This is a genomic window from Pseudomonas sp. GW821-FHT09A09, from assembly GCF_059418405.1.
Genome location: NZ_JBWKPU010000007.1, coordinates 97,011 through 116,383 on the forward strand (window position 1 = coordinate 97,011; position 19,373 = coordinate 116,383).

At 63.4% G+C, this 19,373-nt stretch carries 13 protein-coding genes; all 13 read right to left on the reverse strand.

All coding sequences use genetic code 11. The annotated features are described in order from the left end of the window. Positions 1 to 51 precede the first annotated feature (51 nt). Positions 52 to 1,107, reverse strand: coding sequence for an ABC transporter ATP-binding protein (locus tag AC07OV_RS08095; RefSeq protein WP_495091980.1), 1,056 nt, complete (start codon positions 1,105 to 1,107; stop codon positions 52 to 54). After that, positions 1,104 to 2,696 (reverse strand): ABC transporter permease, encoded by a 1,593-nt coding sequence (locus tag AC07OV_RS08100; RefSeq protein WP_495091981.1) that lies wholly within the window; start codon positions 2,694 to 2,696, stop codon positions 1,104 to 1,106. Before AC07OV_RS08100 ends, AC07OV_RS08095 begins: the two co-directional genes overlap by 4 nt. Next, positions 2,697 to 3,710: an iron ABC transporter substrate-binding protein gene (locus AC07OV_RS08105; RefSeq protein WP_494996745.1), complete on the reverse strand. Its 1,014-nt coding sequence runs from the start codon at positions 3,708 to 3,710 to the stop codon at positions 2,697 to 2,699. Positions 3,711 to 3,961: 251 nt separating this feature from the next. Beyond that, on the reverse strand, positions 3,962 to 5,635 hold the full coding sequence (locus tag AC07OV_RS08110; protein ID WP_495091982.1) for a dipeptide ABC transporter ATP-binding protein: 1,674 nt from the start codon (positions 5,633 to 5,635) through the stop codon (positions 3,962 to 3,964). Further along, entirely contained in the window at positions 5,632 to 6,513 is an 882-nt protein-coding gene (locus tag AC07OV_RS08115; protein WP_495091983.1) for an ABC transporter permease, read from the reverse strand. The genes AC07OV_RS08110 and AC07OV_RS08115 overlap by 4 nt, the downstream gene beginning before the upstream one ends. A 3-nt stretch (positions 6,514 to 6,516) precedes the next feature. Continuing rightward, a complete protein-coding gene (locus AC07OV_RS08120; RefSeq protein WP_176997624.1) occupies positions 6,517 to 7,467 on the reverse strand; it encodes an ABC transporter permease in 951 nt (316 codons plus the stop codon). Further along, complete coding sequence (locus AC07OV_RS08125; RefSeq protein WP_495091984.1) at positions 7,464 to 9,095, reverse strand: ABC transporter substrate-binding protein; 1,632 nt, start codon at positions 9,093 to 9,095, stop codon at positions 7,464 to 7,466. Before AC07OV_RS08125 ends, AC07OV_RS08120 begins: the two co-directional genes overlap by 4 nt. A gap of 27 nt (positions 9,096 to 9,122) precedes the next feature. Further along, on the reverse strand, positions 9,123 to 11,555 hold the full coding sequence (locus AC07OV_RS08130) for a TonB-dependent receptor plug domain-containing protein (protein WP_495091985.1): 2,433 nt from the start codon (positions 11,553 to 11,555) through the stop codon (positions 9,123 to 9,125). Between the two features lie 320 nt (positions 11,556 to 11,875). Continuing rightward, a complete protein-coding gene (locus AC07OV_RS08135; RefSeq protein ID WP_495091986.1) occupies positions 11,876 to 12,925 on the reverse strand; it encodes a hypothetical protein in 1,050 nt (349 codons plus the stop codon). 12 nt (positions 12,926 to 12,937) lie between these two features. Further along, the gene (locus AC07OV_RS08140) at positions 12,938 to 14,746 is read right to left on the reverse strand and encodes a hypothetical protein (protein WP_495091987.1); all 1,809 of its coding nucleotides are present in this window, start codon (positions 14,744 to 14,746) and stop codon (positions 12,938 to 12,940) included. Between the two features lie 3 nt (positions 14,747 to 14,749). After that, positions 14,750 to 16,000, reverse strand: a complete 1,251-nt coding sequence (locus tag AC07OV_RS08145; RefSeq protein ID WP_495091988.1) for a hypothetical protein — start codon at positions 15,998 to 16,000, stop codon at positions 14,750 to 14,752. A gap of 25 nt (positions 16,001 to 16,025) precedes the next feature. Next, positions 16,026 to 16,943: a hypothetical protein gene (locus tag AC07OV_RS08150; protein WP_495091989.1), complete on the reverse strand. Its 918-nt coding sequence runs from the start codon at positions 16,941 to 16,943 to the stop codon at positions 16,026 to 16,028. Positions 16,944 to 17,005: 62 nt separating this feature from the next. Continuing rightward, complete coding sequence (locus AC07OV_RS08155; protein WP_495091990.1) at positions 17,006 to 19,369, reverse strand: hypothetical protein; 2,364 nt, start codon at positions 19,367 to 19,369, stop codon at positions 17,006 to 17,008. Positions 19,370 to 19,373: the final 4 nt, after the last annotated feature.

Sequence of the window (19,373 nt, forward strand, 5' to 3'; positions counted from 1 at the left end):
TCTCCTGGACGGCGCGGCGGTCGGCGCAGGAGAGAAGGTAAGCCCCGAAACTTAGCTGGGACTGAGGGCCGGCGTTTTTTTCAACACATGGGCCATGCCCACGGTGGTGAGGTGCACCACGCTCCCCATGGGTGGCGCCTGCAGGCCGGAGCTGCGTACCAAAATCGCATGGTCATGCCCGTGCAGCTCGACGGTCAGCGTGCAGGTATTGCCGCCGAACTCACGTTCGGTCACCACGCCTCGGCAACCGGCGCCATCGGTGGTGCTCAACAGCAGTTGTTCCGGGCGCAGCATGATCCGCGTGGTGGCGTGGTTGAGCTTGCTGTCCACGGCCACACGTCCCAGGTCGCAGTGAGCCCAGCCGTCTTCAACCCGGGCGGGCAGGATCACGGCGTCGCCAAGAAACAACGCGGTCTGCTCATCCACAGGGTATTGGTACAGGTCCATCGGATGCCCCGATTGCACCAGCCGGCCCTGGCGCATCACCGCCAACTGGTCGGCAAATGACAGTGCTTCACTTTGATCGTGGGTCACCAGAATCGTGGTGATGCCAGCCTCGCTCAGCAACCGCGCGACCATCTTGCGCATCGCCGAGCGCAGCCCGGTGTCCAGTGCGGAGAAGGGCTCATCCAGCAGCATCAGGCGCGGTTGCTGCGCGAGTGCCCGGGCCAGCGCCACACGCTGTTGCTGGCCACCGGAGAGTTCGTGGGGCCAGCGCCGCGCCATGGCGGCGTCGAAGGCCACGCTGTCCATCAGTTCGGCGATACGTTCGGTGCGTGATGAATGGTTGGCGGGCAGGCCGAAGCCGATATTGTCGGCCACGGTCATGTGCGGAAACAGCGCGCCATCCTGGGGTACATAGCCGATCTGGCGCTGGTGGGCCGGCACGGCGTGGGTGGCGTCCACCAGCACCTGGCCGTTGAGCGTGAGGCTGCCGCTGTCGGGGAATTCAAAGCCGGCAATCATCCGCAGCAAGGTGGTCTTGCCGGAACCGGAGGGCCCGACGATCACCGTGCGGCTGCCGGTGGGCACCGACAGGCTGACATCCGCCAGGGCGCGTTGAGTACCGAAGGATTTGCAGAGTGCGTTCAGTTCGAGGGCGTTCATCGGCCGGCCGTGCGTTTGGATTGGTGATAGAGAAGGCCGGTCAACGGCAGTGACAGCAGGATCATGATCAGCGCATAGGGCGCGGCCGCTGCGTAATCGATCTCGCTGGTCATTGCCCAGAAACCGGTGGCCAGGGTGCGCGTGCCGTTGGGGGCCAACAACAGGGTGGCCGTCAGTTCATTGGTGATGGCCAGGAAGACCAGCGCCGCGCCTGCAGCCGCAGACGGTGCGGCCAGGCGCATGGTGATCAGCCACAGCGCCCGGCCCGGCGAGCGGCCCAGGCTGCGCGCCATGTTCTCCAGCTCCACTGGCGCCTGGGCGATACCGGCGCGCAGGCTCACCAGCGCCCGTGGCAGGAACATCAGCAGGTAGGCGAGCAACACGGTGATCGTGGTCTGGTAGATCGGCCGCGCAAAATGGATGGTCACGGTGACCAACGCCAGGGCCACCACGATGCCGGGCAACGAGCTGGTGATGTAGTTGCAGCCTTCCAGGATGCGCTGAAGGCGCCCCGGTGCGCGGATCGACAGCCAGGCAATCGGCACCGCCGCGCAGGTGGTCAACAGCGCGCCGGCCAGCCCCAACACTACCGTTTGCTCCAGCGCCGGCAGCAATTCGCCGAGTTGCCAGACCTCGCGGCCACCGGCGATCAGCCATTGGCCCAGGGTGACCAGCGGCACGCCCAGGGCCAGCGCGCAGGTCGCCCCTTGCAGGGTGAGGGCGAGCAGGGTGGTGCGGGTATCCAGCCGCACAATGCGCTGTTCGCGGGCACTGCCGGAGCCCACCCGCGCATAGCGGGCATGGCCGCGTGCGGCGGACTCAACGGAGAGCATCGCCAGGCAACACAGCGCCAGCACCGCCGCCAGCATATTCGCTGCCGGCCCGTTAAACGTGGACTTGAACTGATCGAAGATCGCGGTGGTGAAGGTGTCAAAGCGGATCATCGCGTACAGGCCGTATTCGGCCAGCAGGTGCAGGCCCACCAGCAGCGCACCGCCGCAGATCGCCAGGCGTAATTGGGGCAGCACCACGCGAAAAAACACCGCCCATGGCTTGAGACCCAGGGACTCGGCCACGTCTTCAATCGCAGGGTCGAGCCGGCGCAAAGTCGCCGCCACCGGCAGGTACAAAAACGGGAAATAGGCTATGACCGACACCAGCACGCCGGCCGGCAGACCGTGGATCGACGGCACCAGGCTGACCCAGGCGTAACTGTGCACGAACGCCGGCACCGCCAACGGCGCCACTGCCAGCAATGACCAGAAGCGCCGGCCTGGCAGGTCCGTGCGTTCGGTCAACCACGCCAGCGCGACGCCCAGCACAATGCACAACGGCAGGGTGAAGAGCACCAGCAGCACAGTATTCGCCAGCAGTTCGCCGACCCGAGGCCGCCACACCAGCGCTTCGATCTGCGCCCAGCCGATCTGCCACGACACGCCGATCACAAACGCGATCGGCAGCAACGCCAGCAGCGACACCAGCACCGACAAACCGGTAACCCACGTGCCCCCACGGCTTTTGAATAAACCGTGGGTACGTTTGCGTGGCGCTGCCTGTGCAACGCCGGGGAGGGACGATTCAGGCAGCAATCAGAGCAGTCCGGCCTGGGTCATCAATTCCACCGCTTTCTTGCTGTTGAGCTTGGACGCGTCGACCTTCGGCGCATCCAGCTGCGACAGCGGGGTCAGCTTGGGGTTGGACTGGGCGTTCTGGCCCACGGCGTATTCGAACGAGTTGCCGTCCTTGAGGATCGCCTGGCCGTCTTTGCCGGTGATCCACTTGACGAAGGCCTGGGCCTCTTCCTGGTGTTTGCTCGACGCCAGCACGCCGGCACCGGAGGTGCTCACGAAGGCGCCCGGGTCTTGGTGCTTGAAATAGTGCAGCTGGGTGTTCTTGCTGTTTTCGCCGGTCTTGGATTGGTCGACGAAGCTGTAGTAGTGGTAGATCACGCCGCTGTCGACCTGGCCGGCGTTGACCGCCTTGAGCACGGCACTGTTGCCGCGGTAGATGCTCGCGTTGGTCTTCATTGCCTTGAGCCAGTCGAGGGTGGCGGCTTCGCCTTTGAGTTCCAGCACGGCGGCGACAATCGCCTGGAAGTCAGCACCGGCCGGCGAGGCGGCCCAGCGGCCTTTCCAGCTGGGGGAGGCGAGGTCCAGCAGGGACTTGGGCAAGTCGGCTTCTTTAAGTTTGCTTGGGTTGTACACAAACACCGTGGAGCGCGCGGCGATGCCGACCCACTTGCCATGGGCCGGGCGGTAAGCCGCGTCCACCTGCTCCAGGGTGGTCGGCGCCAGCGGCGAGAACAGCCCGGCGTTGTCCACCAGCACCATGGCCGGGGAGTTTTCGGTGAGGAACACGTCGGCCGGGGACGCAGCGCCTTCCTGCACGATCTGGTTGCCCATCTCGGTGTCATCGCCATTGCGGATGGTCACCGGGATCCCGGTCTCCTGGGTAAATCCTTCGACCCACGCCTTGGTGAGGCTTTCGTGCTGGGCGTTGTACACCACGATGCCCGGCGTGTCGGCGGCATACACATGCCCGGCGCTGACCAACGCGGTGGCGAGCAGGGTTCTTTTGACGAAGGAAGAGAGACGGGTGGTCATGCGGTGGGCGCTCCGGTTTTTATGAATGCACGGGAAATCCGCGAGAGGTCGGTTGAGACTAGACCAATAGGAATCATTTGCATGTTGAGGCGGGGCGAATGTAGAGGCGCGAATGAGAAAAAAACGTCAAACCGATGTGATGAATTCAGCGAAAGCGACACCACAGGATCACTGTAGGAGCCGGCTTGCCGGCGATGGCACCCTTAAGACATGCGCTCATCTCAAAGGCCTCATCGCCGGCAAGCCGGCTCCTACACGGCGATGGCGTTAAGGCGAGGGTGGAGGGGTGGCAATTGTTCTTCGATCGGGGCAGGGCGCCGCCCGGGTATCGCGTCAATCAATTCACGGGTGTACGCGCTGGCGGCATGGCTGAAAATCTGCTCCACCGACCCCTGTTCAACCACCTGGCCCTGGCGCAGCACCAGCACCCGATGCGCAAAGTTGGCAACCACCGACAGGTCGTGGGACACCAGCACGTACGCCATGCCCATCTCCCGTTGAAGTTCTTCCAGCAGCTCAAGAATGCGCGCCTGCACCGACACATCCAATGCACTCACCGGTTCATCGAGCAGCAGCAGGTCGGGCTTGAGCGCCAATGCGCGGGCGATGGCGACTCGTTGGCATTGGCCTCCGGACAACTCGCGGGGCAGGCGGTCGAGAAAGTTGACGGGCAGGTGCACCCGGTCGATCAATTCGCGCGCGGCCTGTTCCAGGGCTGCACCCTTTAGCCGTCCAAACGACACCAGCGGTTCCACAATGCTGTCGAACACCGTGAAGCGCGGGTCGAGGGCGGCAAACGGGTTTTGTTGCACCAGCTGGATACGCTGGCGCAGTGGGCGAAAGTCGCGCCAGCTCAGCTCGGTCACATCCTGCTGTTCGAACAGGACCCGGCCCCGGGTCGGTTTCTCCAGGCCCAGGGCGATGCGCAGCGCGGTGCTTTTGCCCGAGCCGGATTCGCCAACGATGGCCAGGGTCTGGCTGGGGTACACGTCCAGGCTGAGGTTCTCCAGCGCCAGGAACGTTGTGGCCTCGCCCTTGACCTTGGGCAGGCTGAACGTCTTGGCCACGTTGCGCAGGCTCAGGATCGGTGCCTGGATATGAGGCAGGCTGGGCAGGGGCTCCCGACGTTTGGCGAAGGCCGGCGCAGCCGCGATCAGCGCGCGGGTGTAGTCGTGGCGGGGCGTTTGCAGGATCTGGCGCGGCGGCCCTTGCTCCACCAACTCGCCTTGCTGCATCACCAGTATCCGGTCGGCGCGATCAGTCGCCACGCCCAAATCATGGGTGATGATCAACAGTGAAATCCCGCGCTCACTCACCAGGCGTTGCAGGTGATCGAGGATCTTGCGTTGCACGGTGACGTCCAGCGCACTGGTGGGTTCGTCGGCGATGATCAGGCGCGGGTTGCCGGCCAGGGCGATGGCGATCAGCACCCGCTGGCGCATGCCGCCGGACAACTCGTGAGGGTATTGGCGGGCGCGCAGCACCGGCTTGTCGATACCCACCTGTTGCAGCAGCTCGACGACGTCGGCATCCACGCCGGGGTAGCGCCGCCCCTTGGCCAGGATCACGGCCTCGGCAATCTGCTGGCCAATGCGCAAGGTTGGGTTGAGGCTGACCATCGGGTCCTGGGGCACCAGGCCAATGGTGCGCCCGCGCAGCTGGCGTTTCTGGCGGTCGCTGGCGCGGGTCAGGTCGTCGCCATTCACCCACAGCGCTCCGTCAGTGATGCGGGCGTTGTCCGGCAACAGGCCGAGGATCGCATTGGCCAGGGTCGACTTGCCCGAGCCGGACTCGCCGACAATCGCCACGGTCTCGCCCTGGTCCAGTGAGAACGACAGGTTGCGCACGGCCGGGTTGGCCTGACCGCCAGAGTGATAGCTCACCTCAAGCTGGCGTACATCGATCAGCGGGGGAAGGGGGCTCATCGGCGATGCTCCTCAAACGTGCGGGCAATGTGGTTAAGGCTGAAGACCACGGCCACCAGGAACAGGCCGGGCAGCAAGGACACCCAGGGTGCGGTGATCAGGAAGTGCCGGCCGTTGGCGATCAAGGTGCCCCATTCGGCCGCCGGAGGCGCTGCGCCGAAACCGAGAAAACTCAAGCCGGCCGTGGCGAGGATTGCGGCGCCGAAGTCCAGCGTCGCCAGCACCGCCACCGGCCCCCAGGCGTTGGGCAGGATGTGCCGCAGCAAGGTCCGCGCCCAACTGGCACCGCCCAACCGGGCCGCTTCCACATAGGGCAGGGTCTTGACCCGCAACACTTCGGCGCGGGTGGTGCGCGCAAACCCTGGAATGATGCCGACGCCCACCGCGATGGCCACCGGCACGGTGCCAAAGCCGATGGCCGTGACAATGGCCAAGGCCAGCAACAAGCCGGGCAGGGCCAGCAGTACGTCGATAAACCGCATGATCACCGCGTCGATACGGCCCCCGGCAAAACCCGAGAAGATACCCAGCCCGAGCCCGCCCACCAGGGCGATACCCACCGCCAGGAACGCGGCCTGCACCGACAGGCTGGCGCCGTAGACCACCCGGGTGAACAGGTCGCGGCCCAGCTCATCGGTGCCGAACAGATGGGTCAGGTTCGGCGCGCGCAGCTTGTCGACCGGGGCGGTGGCGTAGGGGTCGAAGTGCGTCAGCCACTGCGGCACCACGGCCGCGACCAACGCGAATATCACGATCAGCAACGCCACGGTAAACCCCGGCCGGCGCAGCAGTGGCAGCACCACCGCGTTGGCGCGTTGCAGGCGGCTGCGGCGTTGCCAGAAGTCGGTGTGCCCCAGGTTTTGCTGAAGGATAGTCATGGTTTAGGACACCTTGGGTGTATGGGAAATGCGCGGGTCGAGCCAGGGGTACAGCAAGTCCACCAGCAGGTTCACCAGCACAAAGGCGGCGGCGGACACCGCGACGATTGCCAGCACCACCGGAATGTCCTGGCGCAACACCGCTTCCTGAGCCAGGCGGCCAATGCCCGAGCGGGCGAAGATGGTTTCCACCAGCACCGCGCCGGACACGGTGTTGCCCACCTGTAGGCCGATCAGCGTGAGGATCGGCAGCGCGGCATTCTTGAACCCGTGGCGCGCCTGCACCTGGCCTCGGCTGAGGCCCTTGGCGTAGGCGGTGGTGATGTAGGACTCCTGCCACACCCCCTGGAAACTGCGCTGCAACACCTGGGCGTACACCGCCGCACTGGGAATCGCCAGGGTGATCGCCGGCAGCACCAGGCTCTCGAACCCCCGGCTGCCAGTGGCCGGAAACCAGCCCAGGCCAAATGCAAACACCTGGATCAACAGCAAGCCCATCCAGAACACCGGCACCGAAAACCCCAGCGACGGCAACCGCGCCAACGCCACTTTCAGCGGCCGCCAGCGCACATACGCCGCCAGGTAAGCCAACCCGATGCCGCCGACCAACGACAACACAATCGCCAGGCCTGCCAGGGACAGCGTCTGCGGCAGGCGTTCGGCGAGCAGTTCGGCCACCGGGCGATTCAGCGACAGCGACTGGCCGAAGTCCCCGTGCAAGGCGCCCAGCAGCAGGTTGAAGTACTGCTCGAACACGCCCTTGTCCAGGCCGTAATAGGCGCGGGCCTTGGCCAGGTCTTCCACCGACAGCGCGTCGGCTTCCATGCCCGACGCGCTGAGCATGATGGACAGCGTGTCACCCGGCAGCAGGTAGAGGATGAAGTAGGTGATGCTATAAGCCCCCCACAACACCAGCATGGCCTGGCCTACGCGGCCGATCAGGTAGCGAGTCATGGTTGGCCGACCTCGATATCACCCAGCAACGCAAAGCCCTCGGCGGTCCACTGGAAGTTTTTCACCCGGGGCGATGTCGCCGCCTGCCACACGCGCTCGTACACCGGGAACGCAGCGCCTTCGTCGATCAGCAAATCCTGCAAGTCACCGTAGGCCGCAGCACGCTGCGAGCTTTGGGTGGCGGTGATGCCGGCATCGAACAAGCCCTTGGCCTTGTCGAGCACCTGGGGCTCGTAAATATTGGTGGCCAGGGTCGCGCTGTTGGCGGTGCGCGGGTCGAGGATGGTTTGCAGGATGATCGGGTCGGCACGGGTCATGTAATTGATCGACAGGTCATAGTTGCCCGACGAGTTGTTGGCGATCCACTCGGCACGCGTGACCACACTGAGCTTCAGGTCGATCCCGACCTTGCGCAGTTGATCCTGGATCAGCACATCGCCGGCGGTTTCGGCCGGGCTGATGTTGTAGCTCAGGCTCAGGCGCTTGCCGTTCTTCTGGCGGTAGCCGTCGGCGCCCTTGGCCCAGCCGGCCGCGTCTAGCAATTGTTCGGCACCTTGGGGGTCGTAGGCCAGTTTGGCGCCCTGGCTTTTGAAGTAGGGCGTGGTCACGTCAAAGATGCCGTCCACCACCGGGAATTCGGCGTTGTACACAGTGCTGGCGTAGCTCTTGCGGTCGATGGCTTTTTGCACGGCCAGGCGCACTTGCTTGTCGGCGAGCAGGCGTTCGCCCCGGGTGTTGGGGTACAGGTTGAGCGCCGGGCCCGGCAGCGAACGGCTCTGGATGGTCGCGCCCTTGGACTGGAACAACTTGAGGTCGACTTCGGAGAACGGGTTGCGCGGCCACAGGATATCGGCCTTGCCTTGCAGGAACAGGCCGTTGCGCACGCTTTCTTCGGGGATGTAGCTTACGTCCACCGCATCCAGGTGGGCTTCGCCCTGGTTCTTCATGTTGGCCGACGCCCAGGCGTAACCCTTGCGCTTGGTCAGGTGCGCGCCGACTTCGGGGGTGTAGCTGGCGAGCACGAAAGGCCCGGTGCCGATGATCTTGCCCAGGGAGCGCTCCTTGGCGCTGAGGGCATAGGAGGCGGGCGCCAGGATCGACAGGTTGGTGGTGGAAGTGGCTTGCAGGAACCCCGCGTTGGGCTTGGCCAGCACCAGCTTGACGGTGAAGTCGTCGACCACTTCGGCGTGGTGGTAGCCCGCCAGGTAGGTCGCGCCAAACGTCGCCGGCAGCTCGGTGGCCAGGGCCTTGTCGCTGTCGAAGGCGGTTTTTACCGCCTTGGCATCGAAGCGTTCGCCATTGCTGAAGGTCACGTCCGTGCGCAGGTGGAAGGTGTAGGTCAGGGCGTCGTCGCTCACCTCCCAGCTTTTGGCCAGCCAGGGAATGATCTTGCCGCTCTGCGGGTCTTGGTCGGTCAGGGACTCGGCGACATTGCGCAGCAGCACCCGGTGCTCCAGCCAGTAGACCTGGAACGGATCGACGCTGACCAACGTGGTGTTGTCGCCAAAAAACGCGATGCTCAGGGTTTTGCTGGCCTGGGCCTGGTCACCTGAAGGTGAGCAGCCCACCAGGCTCAGGGCCAGGGCGCAGGACGCCAGCAGGCGGCTCGGTACAGTGGATCTCGTCAAAGGGATGCCCTCACGTGGCGATTGCGCTTAGAAGTCGTAGGCCAGCTTGGTGTACCAATAGCCGCCGCCCGGATAGAACGGCGGGTTGCCATACGGCGCCAGGCCCAGGTTGCTGTAGACGGCATGCCGGTCGGGGCGCACGTCGAAGATATTGGTGCCGCCGACGCTCACGGTGAGGTGGTCGACGAAGGTGTAGCTGACGTCCAGGTCGGTGATCCATTTGGCGCCGAAGCTGCGGTCGCCCGTGGGGTTGACCGCCAGGGTCTTCACCGCGCCGTAGCGGCTGGTTTGCAGGTTGACCGCCAGGTCCTCGACCTTCCAATTAGCACCCAGAATCCACTTGGTCTTGGGGGTGGCATCAGTCAGGTCGCCCTCGCGATCGCGGCCCACCAAGGTGACGCCGGAGTTGGCGAGCGCGCCGGGAGTGTCGCGGGTGCCTTCGATGGTGGTCTTGTTCCAGTTGAAGCCCAGGCTCCAGCGCACTGACCCCCAGGCCTCCAGCGGCGTGGTGTGGTCGGCGACCACGTCCAGGCCCTTGGTGCGGGTGTCAAAAGCGTTGGTGTAGTAGTTGACCCAAGTGCCGCTGGGCACGCCCTGGGCGGTGAGGATGTTATTGATCACGCCGTTGCCACGGTCGTAGATATTGCTGGTCAGTGCGATGCGATCATCAATGTCGATGAGGTAGGCGTCGGCGGTGATGCTGGTACGCGGCGCCGGTTCCCAGGTCAGGCCCAGCCCCAGGTTGCGCGACTTCTCCGGCTTGAGGTCATCGCCGCCGAGGGCCTTGGCCAGGTTGCTGCCCGATGGCGTCAGGCGGGTAACGGCGGGCACCACGTTGCCGTTGGCGTCGATGGCCACCCGGTTGTCGGCGACGGTGTAGCCGATCTGCGTCAGCGACGGCGCACGAAACCCGGTGCCGACGGTGCCGCGTACGGCCACGGTGTCGGTCAGTTCATAACGCGAGTTCACTTTCAGGCCGAAGGTGTTGCCCGAGTCATCGTCGTAATGCTCGATGCGCCCGGCCACGTCGAGGAACCAGCGCTCGGTCAGGTCAAAGCCCAGGTCGAGGTAACCCGCGTAATTGTTGCGGACCAGGTTGACCTCATCTTCCGGGCGAATCGTCACCGCCGCCTGCGCGCCCGAGGCGGCGGGGTAGGTGCCGGTAATGTAGGCGTCGGGTTCGCCGGCAAAGGTGCTGAAGCGCTCCCAGCGATGTTCCAGGCCGGCCGACACCTGCACCGGTGGCGTCAGGTTGAACAGGCTGTCGTAGCGGCGGGTGAAATCGAGGTTGTTCACCCACTGGTCAAAACGGAAGGTGGCCAGGTTGTCGAATTTGGTCGGCGATGCCGTGCCCAGTGACGGGTTGATGTTCAGGTCGCTGGAATGGTGCACAGTGTTGCGCCCGTAGGTGGTGCTCAGGTCCCAGTTCCAGTCGGCGAGTTCGCCCTTGCCGCCGAACAGGAATTGGTAATCCCGGTCCTTGATGTTGTTCAGCGGGAAATACCCGTTGGGGAACACCTCGGGCACCGCCGCCGTGCCGGTGGGCAGGCGGAAGTAGTTGGCGGCCTCGGCGTCGCGTTCGCCGTAGGTCGAGAACGAGTACAGCGTCACGTCCTCCAGCGGCAGTTCGGCGTTGTAGGCCAGGTTGAAGGCCTTGAGGTCGGGGTCGCCGTTCTTGATTGCCACGCGGTCCCAGGCCGCTTCCTTGGCCGGGTCGCTGAAGGCGCGCACGCTGTTGTCGGCCTTGTCGTTCCACGAGGCGGCACCGCGTTTGCGCGCGTCGACCGAGACATGGAAAAAGCCTCGGTCACCCAGTTTGAAACCCTGGTCGCCGGCCACCTTGATGGTTTCACCCTGGCCGGAATACAACTGGCCATAGCTGCTTTCCAGGTGCCCGCCGCTGGCCTCGGACTTGAGGATGATGTTGATCACCCCGGCCACGGCATCCGAACCGTACTGGGCGGCGGCGCTGTCCTTGAGCACTTCGATATGGTCCACCGCACTGACCGGGATCAGGTCGATGTCCACGGCATTTGCGCCGCTGTTATCGATGGACCCACGCTGGCCGGTGGCCCCGTTGTGGCGGCGTTTGCCGTTGACCAGCACCAGGGTGTAGGCCGGGCCCAGGCTGCGGTTGCTCAGCGGGCGGGTCACCGAGTTATAGCCGGCGATGTTGGTGCCGAAGTTGAAGGACGGCAGCAGCTTGGCGATGGCTTCGGAGAGTTCGGCGCGGCCGGTCTTGAGCAGCTGCTCGCTGTTGATCACATCAATCGGCGCCGGGCTGTCAGCCACCGTGCGTTCCTGGCCACGCAGGCCGGTGGAGATCACGGTGACGGTGTCGAGCTTGGCGTCATCGGCGGCTGCCTCGGCAAACGGCAGCGGTGCCGCGAGCAACAGGGAGCTGGTCAGCAATGACAGGTGAAATTTACGGGCGGGAAGAGGGCGTGCGAGATCGGGCATGTCAGGAGTAATCCATCAGGATTGGCACTGGCCCTTGGTGCGGGTGCAGCTGGGAAACGGTGTGACATGAAAGTATTACTATAAGAAACCCGAGTGAAAGTCTTTTTTGGAATAAGCTAATTATTAATTAATGTGATATTATTAATTTATAAAATCACATATTTTTATTATCGGTCGCTTGTAGTGAGCGGGCTTGCCCCGCGCGGCGGCGTATCAGGCACATCACATTTACCTGACACACCGCGGCGTGGGCTGCGGTTTGCCTGGCGCCTTGTAGTGGGCTGACACACCGCCGCGCGGGGCAAGCCCGCTCACTACAATCAGAGGTCGATGCGGCGCAGTCTTCCGGTTAATGGCACAACGTTGCCATCCGGGGTTGGCAACGGCCGGCCCGTCAAACCCATGCCTTCACTCACCACCACTCCACCGGGCACCAGGCACAGGTTGGAGGGTGTATCCAGCCCGCGTGCCAGTACTTTCACGTCACCGTTGTGCAGGTCGCAGTCGAGCAGGCGCCCCGAAAACCGGGTAAAGCCACCGTGCAGGGTTTCGCCGTTCCAGTCAGGTGGCAACGGTTGTTGCAAATGGCTGCACAACTCCAGCACCAGCAGATGGCCGTTGGCACGCAATGCCAGCCCGGTGGGCAGTTGCAGGCCGCTGATCAGCACCTCGATCTGCCCGCTGGCCGGGTGTACCCGGATCACCTGGCCGGCGTGGTCGGCAAAGTCGATGCCTTTGCGGGCCGGGTCGCCGTGCAGCTCACCGGAGAACAGGCTGATCAACACGGCGTCGGTCTGCGGCTCATACACGAGGGTGACGGGTACCGCTTCCTGGCCCTTGTCCAAGTCGGGCAGTTGCACCAGCACACGCTCGTCTTCGCCGTTGCCGAATTCCACCAACTGGTTGGTATCGGGCTTGACCGCCAGCCAACTGCGCCGGGTCGGGTGGTAGCACAGCGCGTTCAGGTTGCCCCGGCTGTGGTACACCGGTTCGGGCGGGCTGTATTGCAGGTCGAGCAACTTGGAACCGCCGACGTAATCGGTCTGGCTGGCCAGGCAACGCCCGCCACCGCAGGCGATGTCCGACAGGCCCATGATTTCATCGCGCAGCATGCGCGCCTGCATGTTCATGGCGCGAAAGCCCTGGGCCAGGGGATCCCCCGGCAGGTAGGCGCCGGGCCGCTTAGGATCGGGGTGCAACGGGCTGATGCGGCCACTGAAGGTCTGGTCCGGCAAGCCTGAACCGGCCTCGGCCAGCAACAGGCTGCCGTCGACTTGCAGGCACAGGCCACGGGGGTTGAGCAGGCCTTCGGCGATCAGCGTGCTGGGGCGCAGGGTTTCGCTGGGCTGCGCCGGTATACGTAGCGTCATGGCGGTGTCCTCCTACTGCGGCGGTTGCCAAGGGGTTTGGGTGAGGTAAGCGCTCAACAGAGCGCGCTGTGACGGCGACATCGAACGCACCACCGGCATGTACAGCGTGGTGCCTTTGTACACATCCGCGATGCGCGCGAGGATCGCGTTTTTCGCGCCCATGACCGCGTCCGGCTTGTTCAGTGCGACGTAGCGCGACATGGCCGGGAAGGCCAGGTAGTGAAAACGCAGGACGCTGGGGTAGACCATGTCCCAGGTGATGGTTGTGCCGGCGGGGATGCCAAAGTCAGTCTGGGCATATTTGCGAAAGCTGGTGAAGTAGCCACTGCTTTCGAGCCCGTTGGCGGTGCAATTCAACGCTACGAAACCCGCCTGGGCTTCGCTGCCCGGCTTGAGGGCCACTGGGACACTGATCGAGCGTTGGCCGGTTTCCATTGTCAGTGTGGCGGGGAAGTCGAGAAACTCGTAGTCCTGCGGGGCGGTGTACAGCGCCGGTGGCGATTGTTCAATACTGATAGCGGTGGCAGCGGGCACCGGACCGCCCAGGTAGCGAACCTGCAACGTGATCGACAGGCCGTCAGGGTAGTCTTCCAGGTAGACGTTACGCAGATCGCCGTACACCCGGTACTCCGATTCGAGGGCCTTGAGGGTCGAATCATCGACAGTACCCGGTGCATTGACCGCCAGGGCCGACGTCTGCGCAGCTTGCTGCTGGGTGGCACTCAGGGGCAGGTCGACGATGCCGCCATACACGTAGTAGTCAACCAATGGGCTGCTCGTTGGGTCGAGCGTTGTGAGCTGAGTGGTGCCCGCGGTAATGCTGACCGGGCCGTAATTCGCATTCGGCCCGATGGGGCTGGTGATGTCGGTGCGGTCAGCGCGGAAGGTTTGCTTGGGGATGAGGTTGACCATGTCGATGCTCAGCAGGCCGTTGCTGGCCAGCTCCGCATAGGCGGCATTGTCCGTGTCCTGGTTGATCAATTGGCGACCGGGTTGACAGTTCAACGGCTCATCGGCAAACGCCGGTGCCAGTGTGCCGATGACGCGGCCGATGCTCGGGTTGGGGTCATTTTTGTTGGCCGCATAATCGGCGTTCAGCTCGGCCGTGGTCATCCTGGGGCACATCTCGAACATCACGAAGCGCAGCACGATCCCCGTTGCCCCCGGTGCCTCGATGATCGATTTGAGGCCCGCGCTGTTGCGGTTCCATTGGACAATGCTAGTGAGCGGGAACGTCAGCTGGAACGTACCGCTGGCATGGAACGAGCCGGGTGCGTCCATGGTGTTTGGCTTCAGCACCCGGGTCTGCACATCGAAACTGCTGCACACGGTGTTGCAGTGAATCAGTAACTGGAGGTCGTCATCCGTGCCTATCTGCAGGCCGCCGACGAAGATCTGGGTGGTGGTGGACGCTGTCGGGTCGAGGTCTACCATCATCGGGCCGGTGAAAGGCCCCTGGCCGGTAACCGGGTCCACCGATCCAAGCAGGCCGATCGGCTGGCCAACGAGGTCGCCAGTGGTACTGACGCTGCCCGGGTTGCCCTGGGAGCTGATCAGGGCGTTTTCCATGAAGACCTGATGGTCCCCGAAGTGGTTCCAGCCGCCGAGGGTATAGCGCACCGCACTCGGGGTATCGATCATGGCGTTCAGTTCGTCATCGCTGTAAGCCTCGGCCTGGGGGGCCACGATAGAACGCGCCAGGTCAAACACCGGCCAACCGTTGTCCGCGTTTTGGGGCAGGCACGGGGTGTTGTTCGACACACTGACATCGGTGGTGATACCGCCCCAGAAATTCAGGCGGGGTCCGTTGAGGATACTCATGATCTATTCCTTGATCGGGGAAGGGGTGGCACCCGGTGTCTGGGCGAATTTGAACAGGTAGGAGTAGTCGGACTTGATCGCGCTCTTGGGCGGCGTCGCCATCGAATGGCACGCCATGCAACTGCTGGTGGGCTGGATGTAGCTTTCCATGGTCACGTTGGCCGACAGCGTGGGGGTGGGTGTGCCCATGGGGTTGCCGATCATGTTGGGGTTGAGTGGCCGCTGGGTGGTGATCAGCTGGTAGTACTTCAACGGGCTGTTTTGCAGGCCAGGGTCGGCGCGGTAGGTGGCGTTGACCTTGTCGGTGGCGCTATCAATGGCAGTGACACGGGTTAGCGGGTCGGGTGTCTGGAACGTGGTGCCGCTCACCGGTACGCACACCGGATGCGCGCCTTGGGTGTTCCAGTTGCACGGCGACTGGTTGACGGTGGTGGCGGCAGGGTCGTAGTAGCTGCCACTGGTTGACGGGTCAGCCGGCACATTGTCGATTTGCTCGAAGGTCGACCACACCCACTGCGGGTAGCCAACAGGCTTGGTGATGATATGCAGCCCCACCAGCCCCAGGAGTTGCTGGGCGACCCCGTTGGGCTTGCCCTGGGCGTCGAACGTGGTCACTTGCGCGATCATGTTCAGGTAGCGGCTGGCATTGTCCTTGGACGTGAGGATGCGCCAGCTGGATTTGACCTCGATGACCCTGTTGGGGAACTTGATGCTACGGGCGTTGGACACCACGTTTGCGTTGTAGAAATTGTTGGCGACGATGTAGTTGTAAGAGGTCTCGTTGGCGGCAATATCGTAGTAGGTCGGGTTGCCCGCCTGGTCGATCAGCCAGCCGCCGATGGCCTGGTCGACGTGGTTCTGCAGGCTGGTGTTTTTCAGCGCGGCGATATTGATCAGGCCCAGGCTTCTGGCGGTCAGGACACTGTTCCAGGGGCCGGGGTTGGCCGCATTCGGCAGGAAAATTTCCTCCACGCTCTTGTAGGTTTGCCACACGGTATAGCCGCCGCCACCGGGTTGCTTGGAGCAGTCGGGGCTGCCGCGTTGCCCGTCCTGGGCGGGCCAGTTCAAGGCGACAAACAGCTGCCAGCTGTATTCATCAAACGGTGTCTGGCCGGCGCCGGCGGCCGGCGCGGCGGCGGGCAGTTGGCAACTCAGCGACGTGGCCAGGGCCGACGGCTGGGTCGCCTCCCTGGCCTGGGCCGGCAGGTTGGCCAGCCCCAATAACAGCATGGAAAAACACACGAGGGTTTTCATGGCGGATCCTTCCTTTGATGTCGGGTCAGGGTTGCATGAGCTGGTTCCACTGCGCCTTGTGGCCGTTACTTTTACCTGCCGGGGGCACGAACAGCTGGCAGGGCGGTGGGTTCGCCGGGCACATGGCGGCCACCTGTTCCCAGGTGTCTTCCGGGTTCGGGGTGGCGATGCGGAAGTTGGTGTAGTTCTGGCTCACGATGGGCGCGTTGGCGACACTGGTATCCCCCGAGAAAAAGAATGACTGCGGCTGCCGGTAGGGCGGGCTGCCGGTCGGTTGTTTGTTGAAGGCGTAGCCAAACAGGATCGGCCCTGCGGGTGATTTGAGGTCCATGGCATAGGCTTGCAGGCTGCCGCCCAGGTGTTTGCTGCGATCGGCGCTGTAGGGCAGGTGCTCGATGAAGCTTTGCCGTGGCGGGTGGTTCATCGGCGAGAACATGCAGCAGGCCGGCATGTCTTTCGGGCGGTCTTGCGGGTAAGTGAGGAAGTACGCCTTGTTGCCCAGGGACACGAAGGTGCAGGTGTAGTTGTTGTTCTCTATCGGGAAGATCGGCAGGCAGTACTTCTCGTAGTGCTCCATCATCGCGCCGAACCCGTCGCCGTCCGCCGGGATATAGGTGGTGTCGTAGTAGCTGGTGCCCTTGGACACGGTGTAGTCGGCCGGGGTCAGGGTGGAGGGCGGGTCACTGTAGGGCGGCGGGTTTTTCTGGTAGTTGTGGATCACCCGGTACATCGTCCAGTCGCTGATCCATTGCGCGGGGAAGAAGGGATCGGACGGATCGCTGGGCGTACGTTTGGCGATGCAGTTGCCATTTTTTTTAGTGCAGCCTTCGCTGTTGTGTACCCCATTGGTGAAATACACCGCGCCGCTGTCATTGGCAGCAAACGCCGCGGGGCTGAGCAGCAGCAACAGCAGCAAGAATCGACGCAAGAAGTTGGCGTTCATATGACACTCCTGTGCAGTGCCGGGTGACGCAGGCGTCACCCGGTGGTCCTGGCGTTACAGCGTTATTGGTAGTCGCTCATGCTGAGCGGCACGGGTGGGTAATTGCGTTTCACCAAGGCCTGGGCCCACAGTTCCAGCACGGCGCGACGGCTTTGCGGCATGTCGCGGGTGATGGGCATCGCCAGGGTGCTTTCCTCTTGGTATTCCTTGCTGATCAGCACGATTAGCTGGTCGATAGCGCCTTCGATCCGGGTCAGGGAATTGAGCGGCATGAACTTGTTCATGATCGGGTAGAGGTAGTAATAGGGTTTGAGGATGAAGGGGAAGATAAAGGTCTCCCAGATCACCGTGCTCGCGTCCTCGCGCTGGTAAATGGCGTTCCAGGCCGTGACGAAAGCCTTCTGCAGTTCGGGTTCCAGCGGCAGCACCCGCAGCGGTGCGAGGAAGTCGACATAGGCTTCGGCGAGCGGGAAACTGAAGGGAATACCCGGCGTCTGCTGACCTTCCTGCACGAAGAAGCGCAGGGTTGGAAAGCCCGGTGCTTGGCCCGTGACCGTCAACCGGGCAATCCCATTGGCATCGGTTTGCACAGAGGTCACGTTGTATTGCACGGCGCTGTTGAGCGGGTCGTCCAGGACGCCTTGGCGGCTGATCGGGTTGGAGAACGCCAAAGTAGGCTGCAGGGACACTGCGGCGGGTGTCTTCAAATAGGTCTGATAGGTCACCGGTTGCGTCGTGTCTGTGTTTTCGGCGGGCAGTATCGACATGAGCTGGCGGCCGGTGCCTTCGGTCAGCATCGTCGCCAGTGCGGACGTGCCCTTGAATTGGGGCAGGTTGGCAGTGTTGTTCGCGAAGTTGGAGGGATCATTGTTGAACAGCGTGAAGTCGGCCGCATTGCTGAACGTCAGGTAATAGTCGGTGGTGCACAGCATGTAGGCATTGCCGTATTCGGCGACCCATAAGGTGGTGCCGGCCGGTGCCGGCTGGCCATTGCGTTGCACCATGATCTGCAGTGTCTGGGTGGCACCGACGTCGATGAAACTGCCGCTCTCGATCACCTCGGCAGTCCATTCTTGTTGAGTGGCGGCGACTGCATTCGGGCTGCCCAGCAATTGCAGTTCCAGCGTGCCGCTTTGCAGCAGGGTCTGCGCCGCCACGGTGAAGGGTAGGTCGAGCAGGCCCGAGCGTTGGTCGAACTGCGTCTGTTGGTAATCGGCATAGCTGAAGCGGGCCAATTCGTTGAACTGCGTGCCCTGGCGGATGCCAACCGCGTAGTCGCCCGCCAGGTATTTGGCCGCCACAGGGATGGGGGCGCTTTTGTCGACCGGATAGAACGCAAACGTGTTGCCCAGATCCAGCGACAAGGTGTTGCCATGGATCTGCGCCGAGGTCACGCCGAGCTGTACCTGTTTCGGGGTGTCCCCGGGGGTGATGTGAATCGGCACTTTGGCAGCCGGCACCAGGCGCATGCCGGCAGGTGCGGTGGGGAACTCATCCTCGAACCACAAGCCCAGGGTGCCGACCGTACGGCTGTAAGCGGGGTTGAAGAAAATATCGCCGACGTTATCCAGCCCCTGCTGGTACATGGCCTGCACCTTGGCCAGGGCCTCGGGGCTTGAGGAATGAGTGTCGATGGGCGGGAAGTCATTGAGGATGCCGTTCTTGTCGTAGCACGTGAGGTACGTCGTGAAACGGAACATCAGGCCCTTGGCGTTTTGCTGCTGCATCTGTGCTTGCAGGTTTTTCAGCAGGGCCGAATCGCCCACTGCCCATGCCAGGTTTTCTTTCGGGAAACAGGTCTGCCAGGTCGTGGTGACGTAGCTCAGGCCGCCGAGGCCGGCCCATTTGAAGTTCAGCAGACGGTCGAGCATGCGATGCTCGCGGTTCAGGGTCAGGCCGCATTGCGGAGTGCCCAGCACCAGCTTGTCGAAGTACAGCGCGGTAAAGGTGTTCTGCCACGGGCTCACGTCGACAAAGCGCGCCGCTGTGGGGCCTGCGCCGCCAAAGGGATTGCCCACCAGTTGATAGGGCTGGTTGATCAAGGAATCGGTAGCGACATAGCCACCGTCGGGCAGTTCGCCGCCGCTGATCACCGATTGGGTCTGTTGGTAGCTCACCGTGCCGCAGGCGTTGTCGCCGAACAGGTTCCATTCGCCGGGGATCATCGGCGTGGTCACTTGTGGGGCATTGCCCGGTACTTGCAGCACATAGTCGGGGATCTGGTTGACCGGCAGCGGCGCAATCGTCCAGGGCAGCAGTGTGCTGGCCGCATTGAGCGGCGTAATGCCAAAAGACTCCAGGAACGGCCAGTTCATCTGCATCTTCACCGCGTCATACACCGGGAACATGTCGTTGTTATTGGCCGTTGGCGGGTTCCAGAACATGTGGCCTTTGACGTAGATCCGAGGAAAATTCAATACGCTCATGTCA

Excerpts from the sequence above, each read along its gene's own strand:
- AC07OV_RS08095 (WP_495091980.1), bottom strand. The coding sequence starts at position 1,107 with ATGAACGCCCTCGAACTGAACGCACTCTGCAAATCCTTCGGTACTCAA.
- AC07OV_RS08105 (WP_494996745.1), bottom strand. The coding sequence starts at position 3,710 with ATGACCACCCGTCTCTCTTCCTTCGTCAAAAGAACCCTGCTCGCCACC.
- AC07OV_RS08110 (WP_495091982.1), bottom strand. The coding sequence starts at position 5,635 with ATGAGCCCCCTTCCCCCGCTGATCGATGTACGCCAGCTTGAGGTGAGC.
- AC07OV_RS08115 (WP_495091983.1), bottom strand. The coding sequence starts at position 6,513 with ATGACTATCCTTCAGCAAAACCTGGGGCACACCGACTTCTGGCAACGC.
- AC07OV_RS08120 (WP_176997624.1), bottom strand. The coding sequence starts at position 7,467 with ATGACTCGCTACCTGATCGGCCGCGTAGGCCAGGCCATGCTGGTGTTG.
- AC07OV_RS08130 (WP_495091985.1), bottom strand. The coding sequence starts at position 11,555 with ATGCCCGATCTCGCACGCCCTCTTCCCGCCCGTAAATTTCACCTGTCA.
- AC07OV_RS08135 (WP_495091986.1), bottom strand. The coding sequence starts at position 12,925 with ATGACGCTACGTATACCGGCGCAGCCCAGCGAAACCCTGCGCCCCAGC.
- AC07OV_RS08140 (WP_495091987.1), bottom strand. The coding sequence starts at position 14,746 with ATGAGTATCCTCAACGGACCCCGCCTGAATTTCTGGGGCGGTATCACC.
- AC07OV_RS08145 (WP_495091988.1), bottom strand. The coding sequence starts at position 16,000 with ATGAAAACCCTCGTGTGTTTTTCCATGCTGTTATTGGGGCTGGCCAAC.
- AC07OV_RS08150 (WP_495091989.1), bottom strand. The coding sequence starts at position 16,943 with ATGAACGCCAACTTCTTGCGTCGATTCTTGCTGCTGTTGCTGCTGCTC.
- AC07OV_RS08155 (WP_495091990.1), bottom strand. The coding sequence starts at position 19,369 with ATGAGCGTATTGAATTTTCCTCGGATCTACGTCAAAGGCCACATGTTC.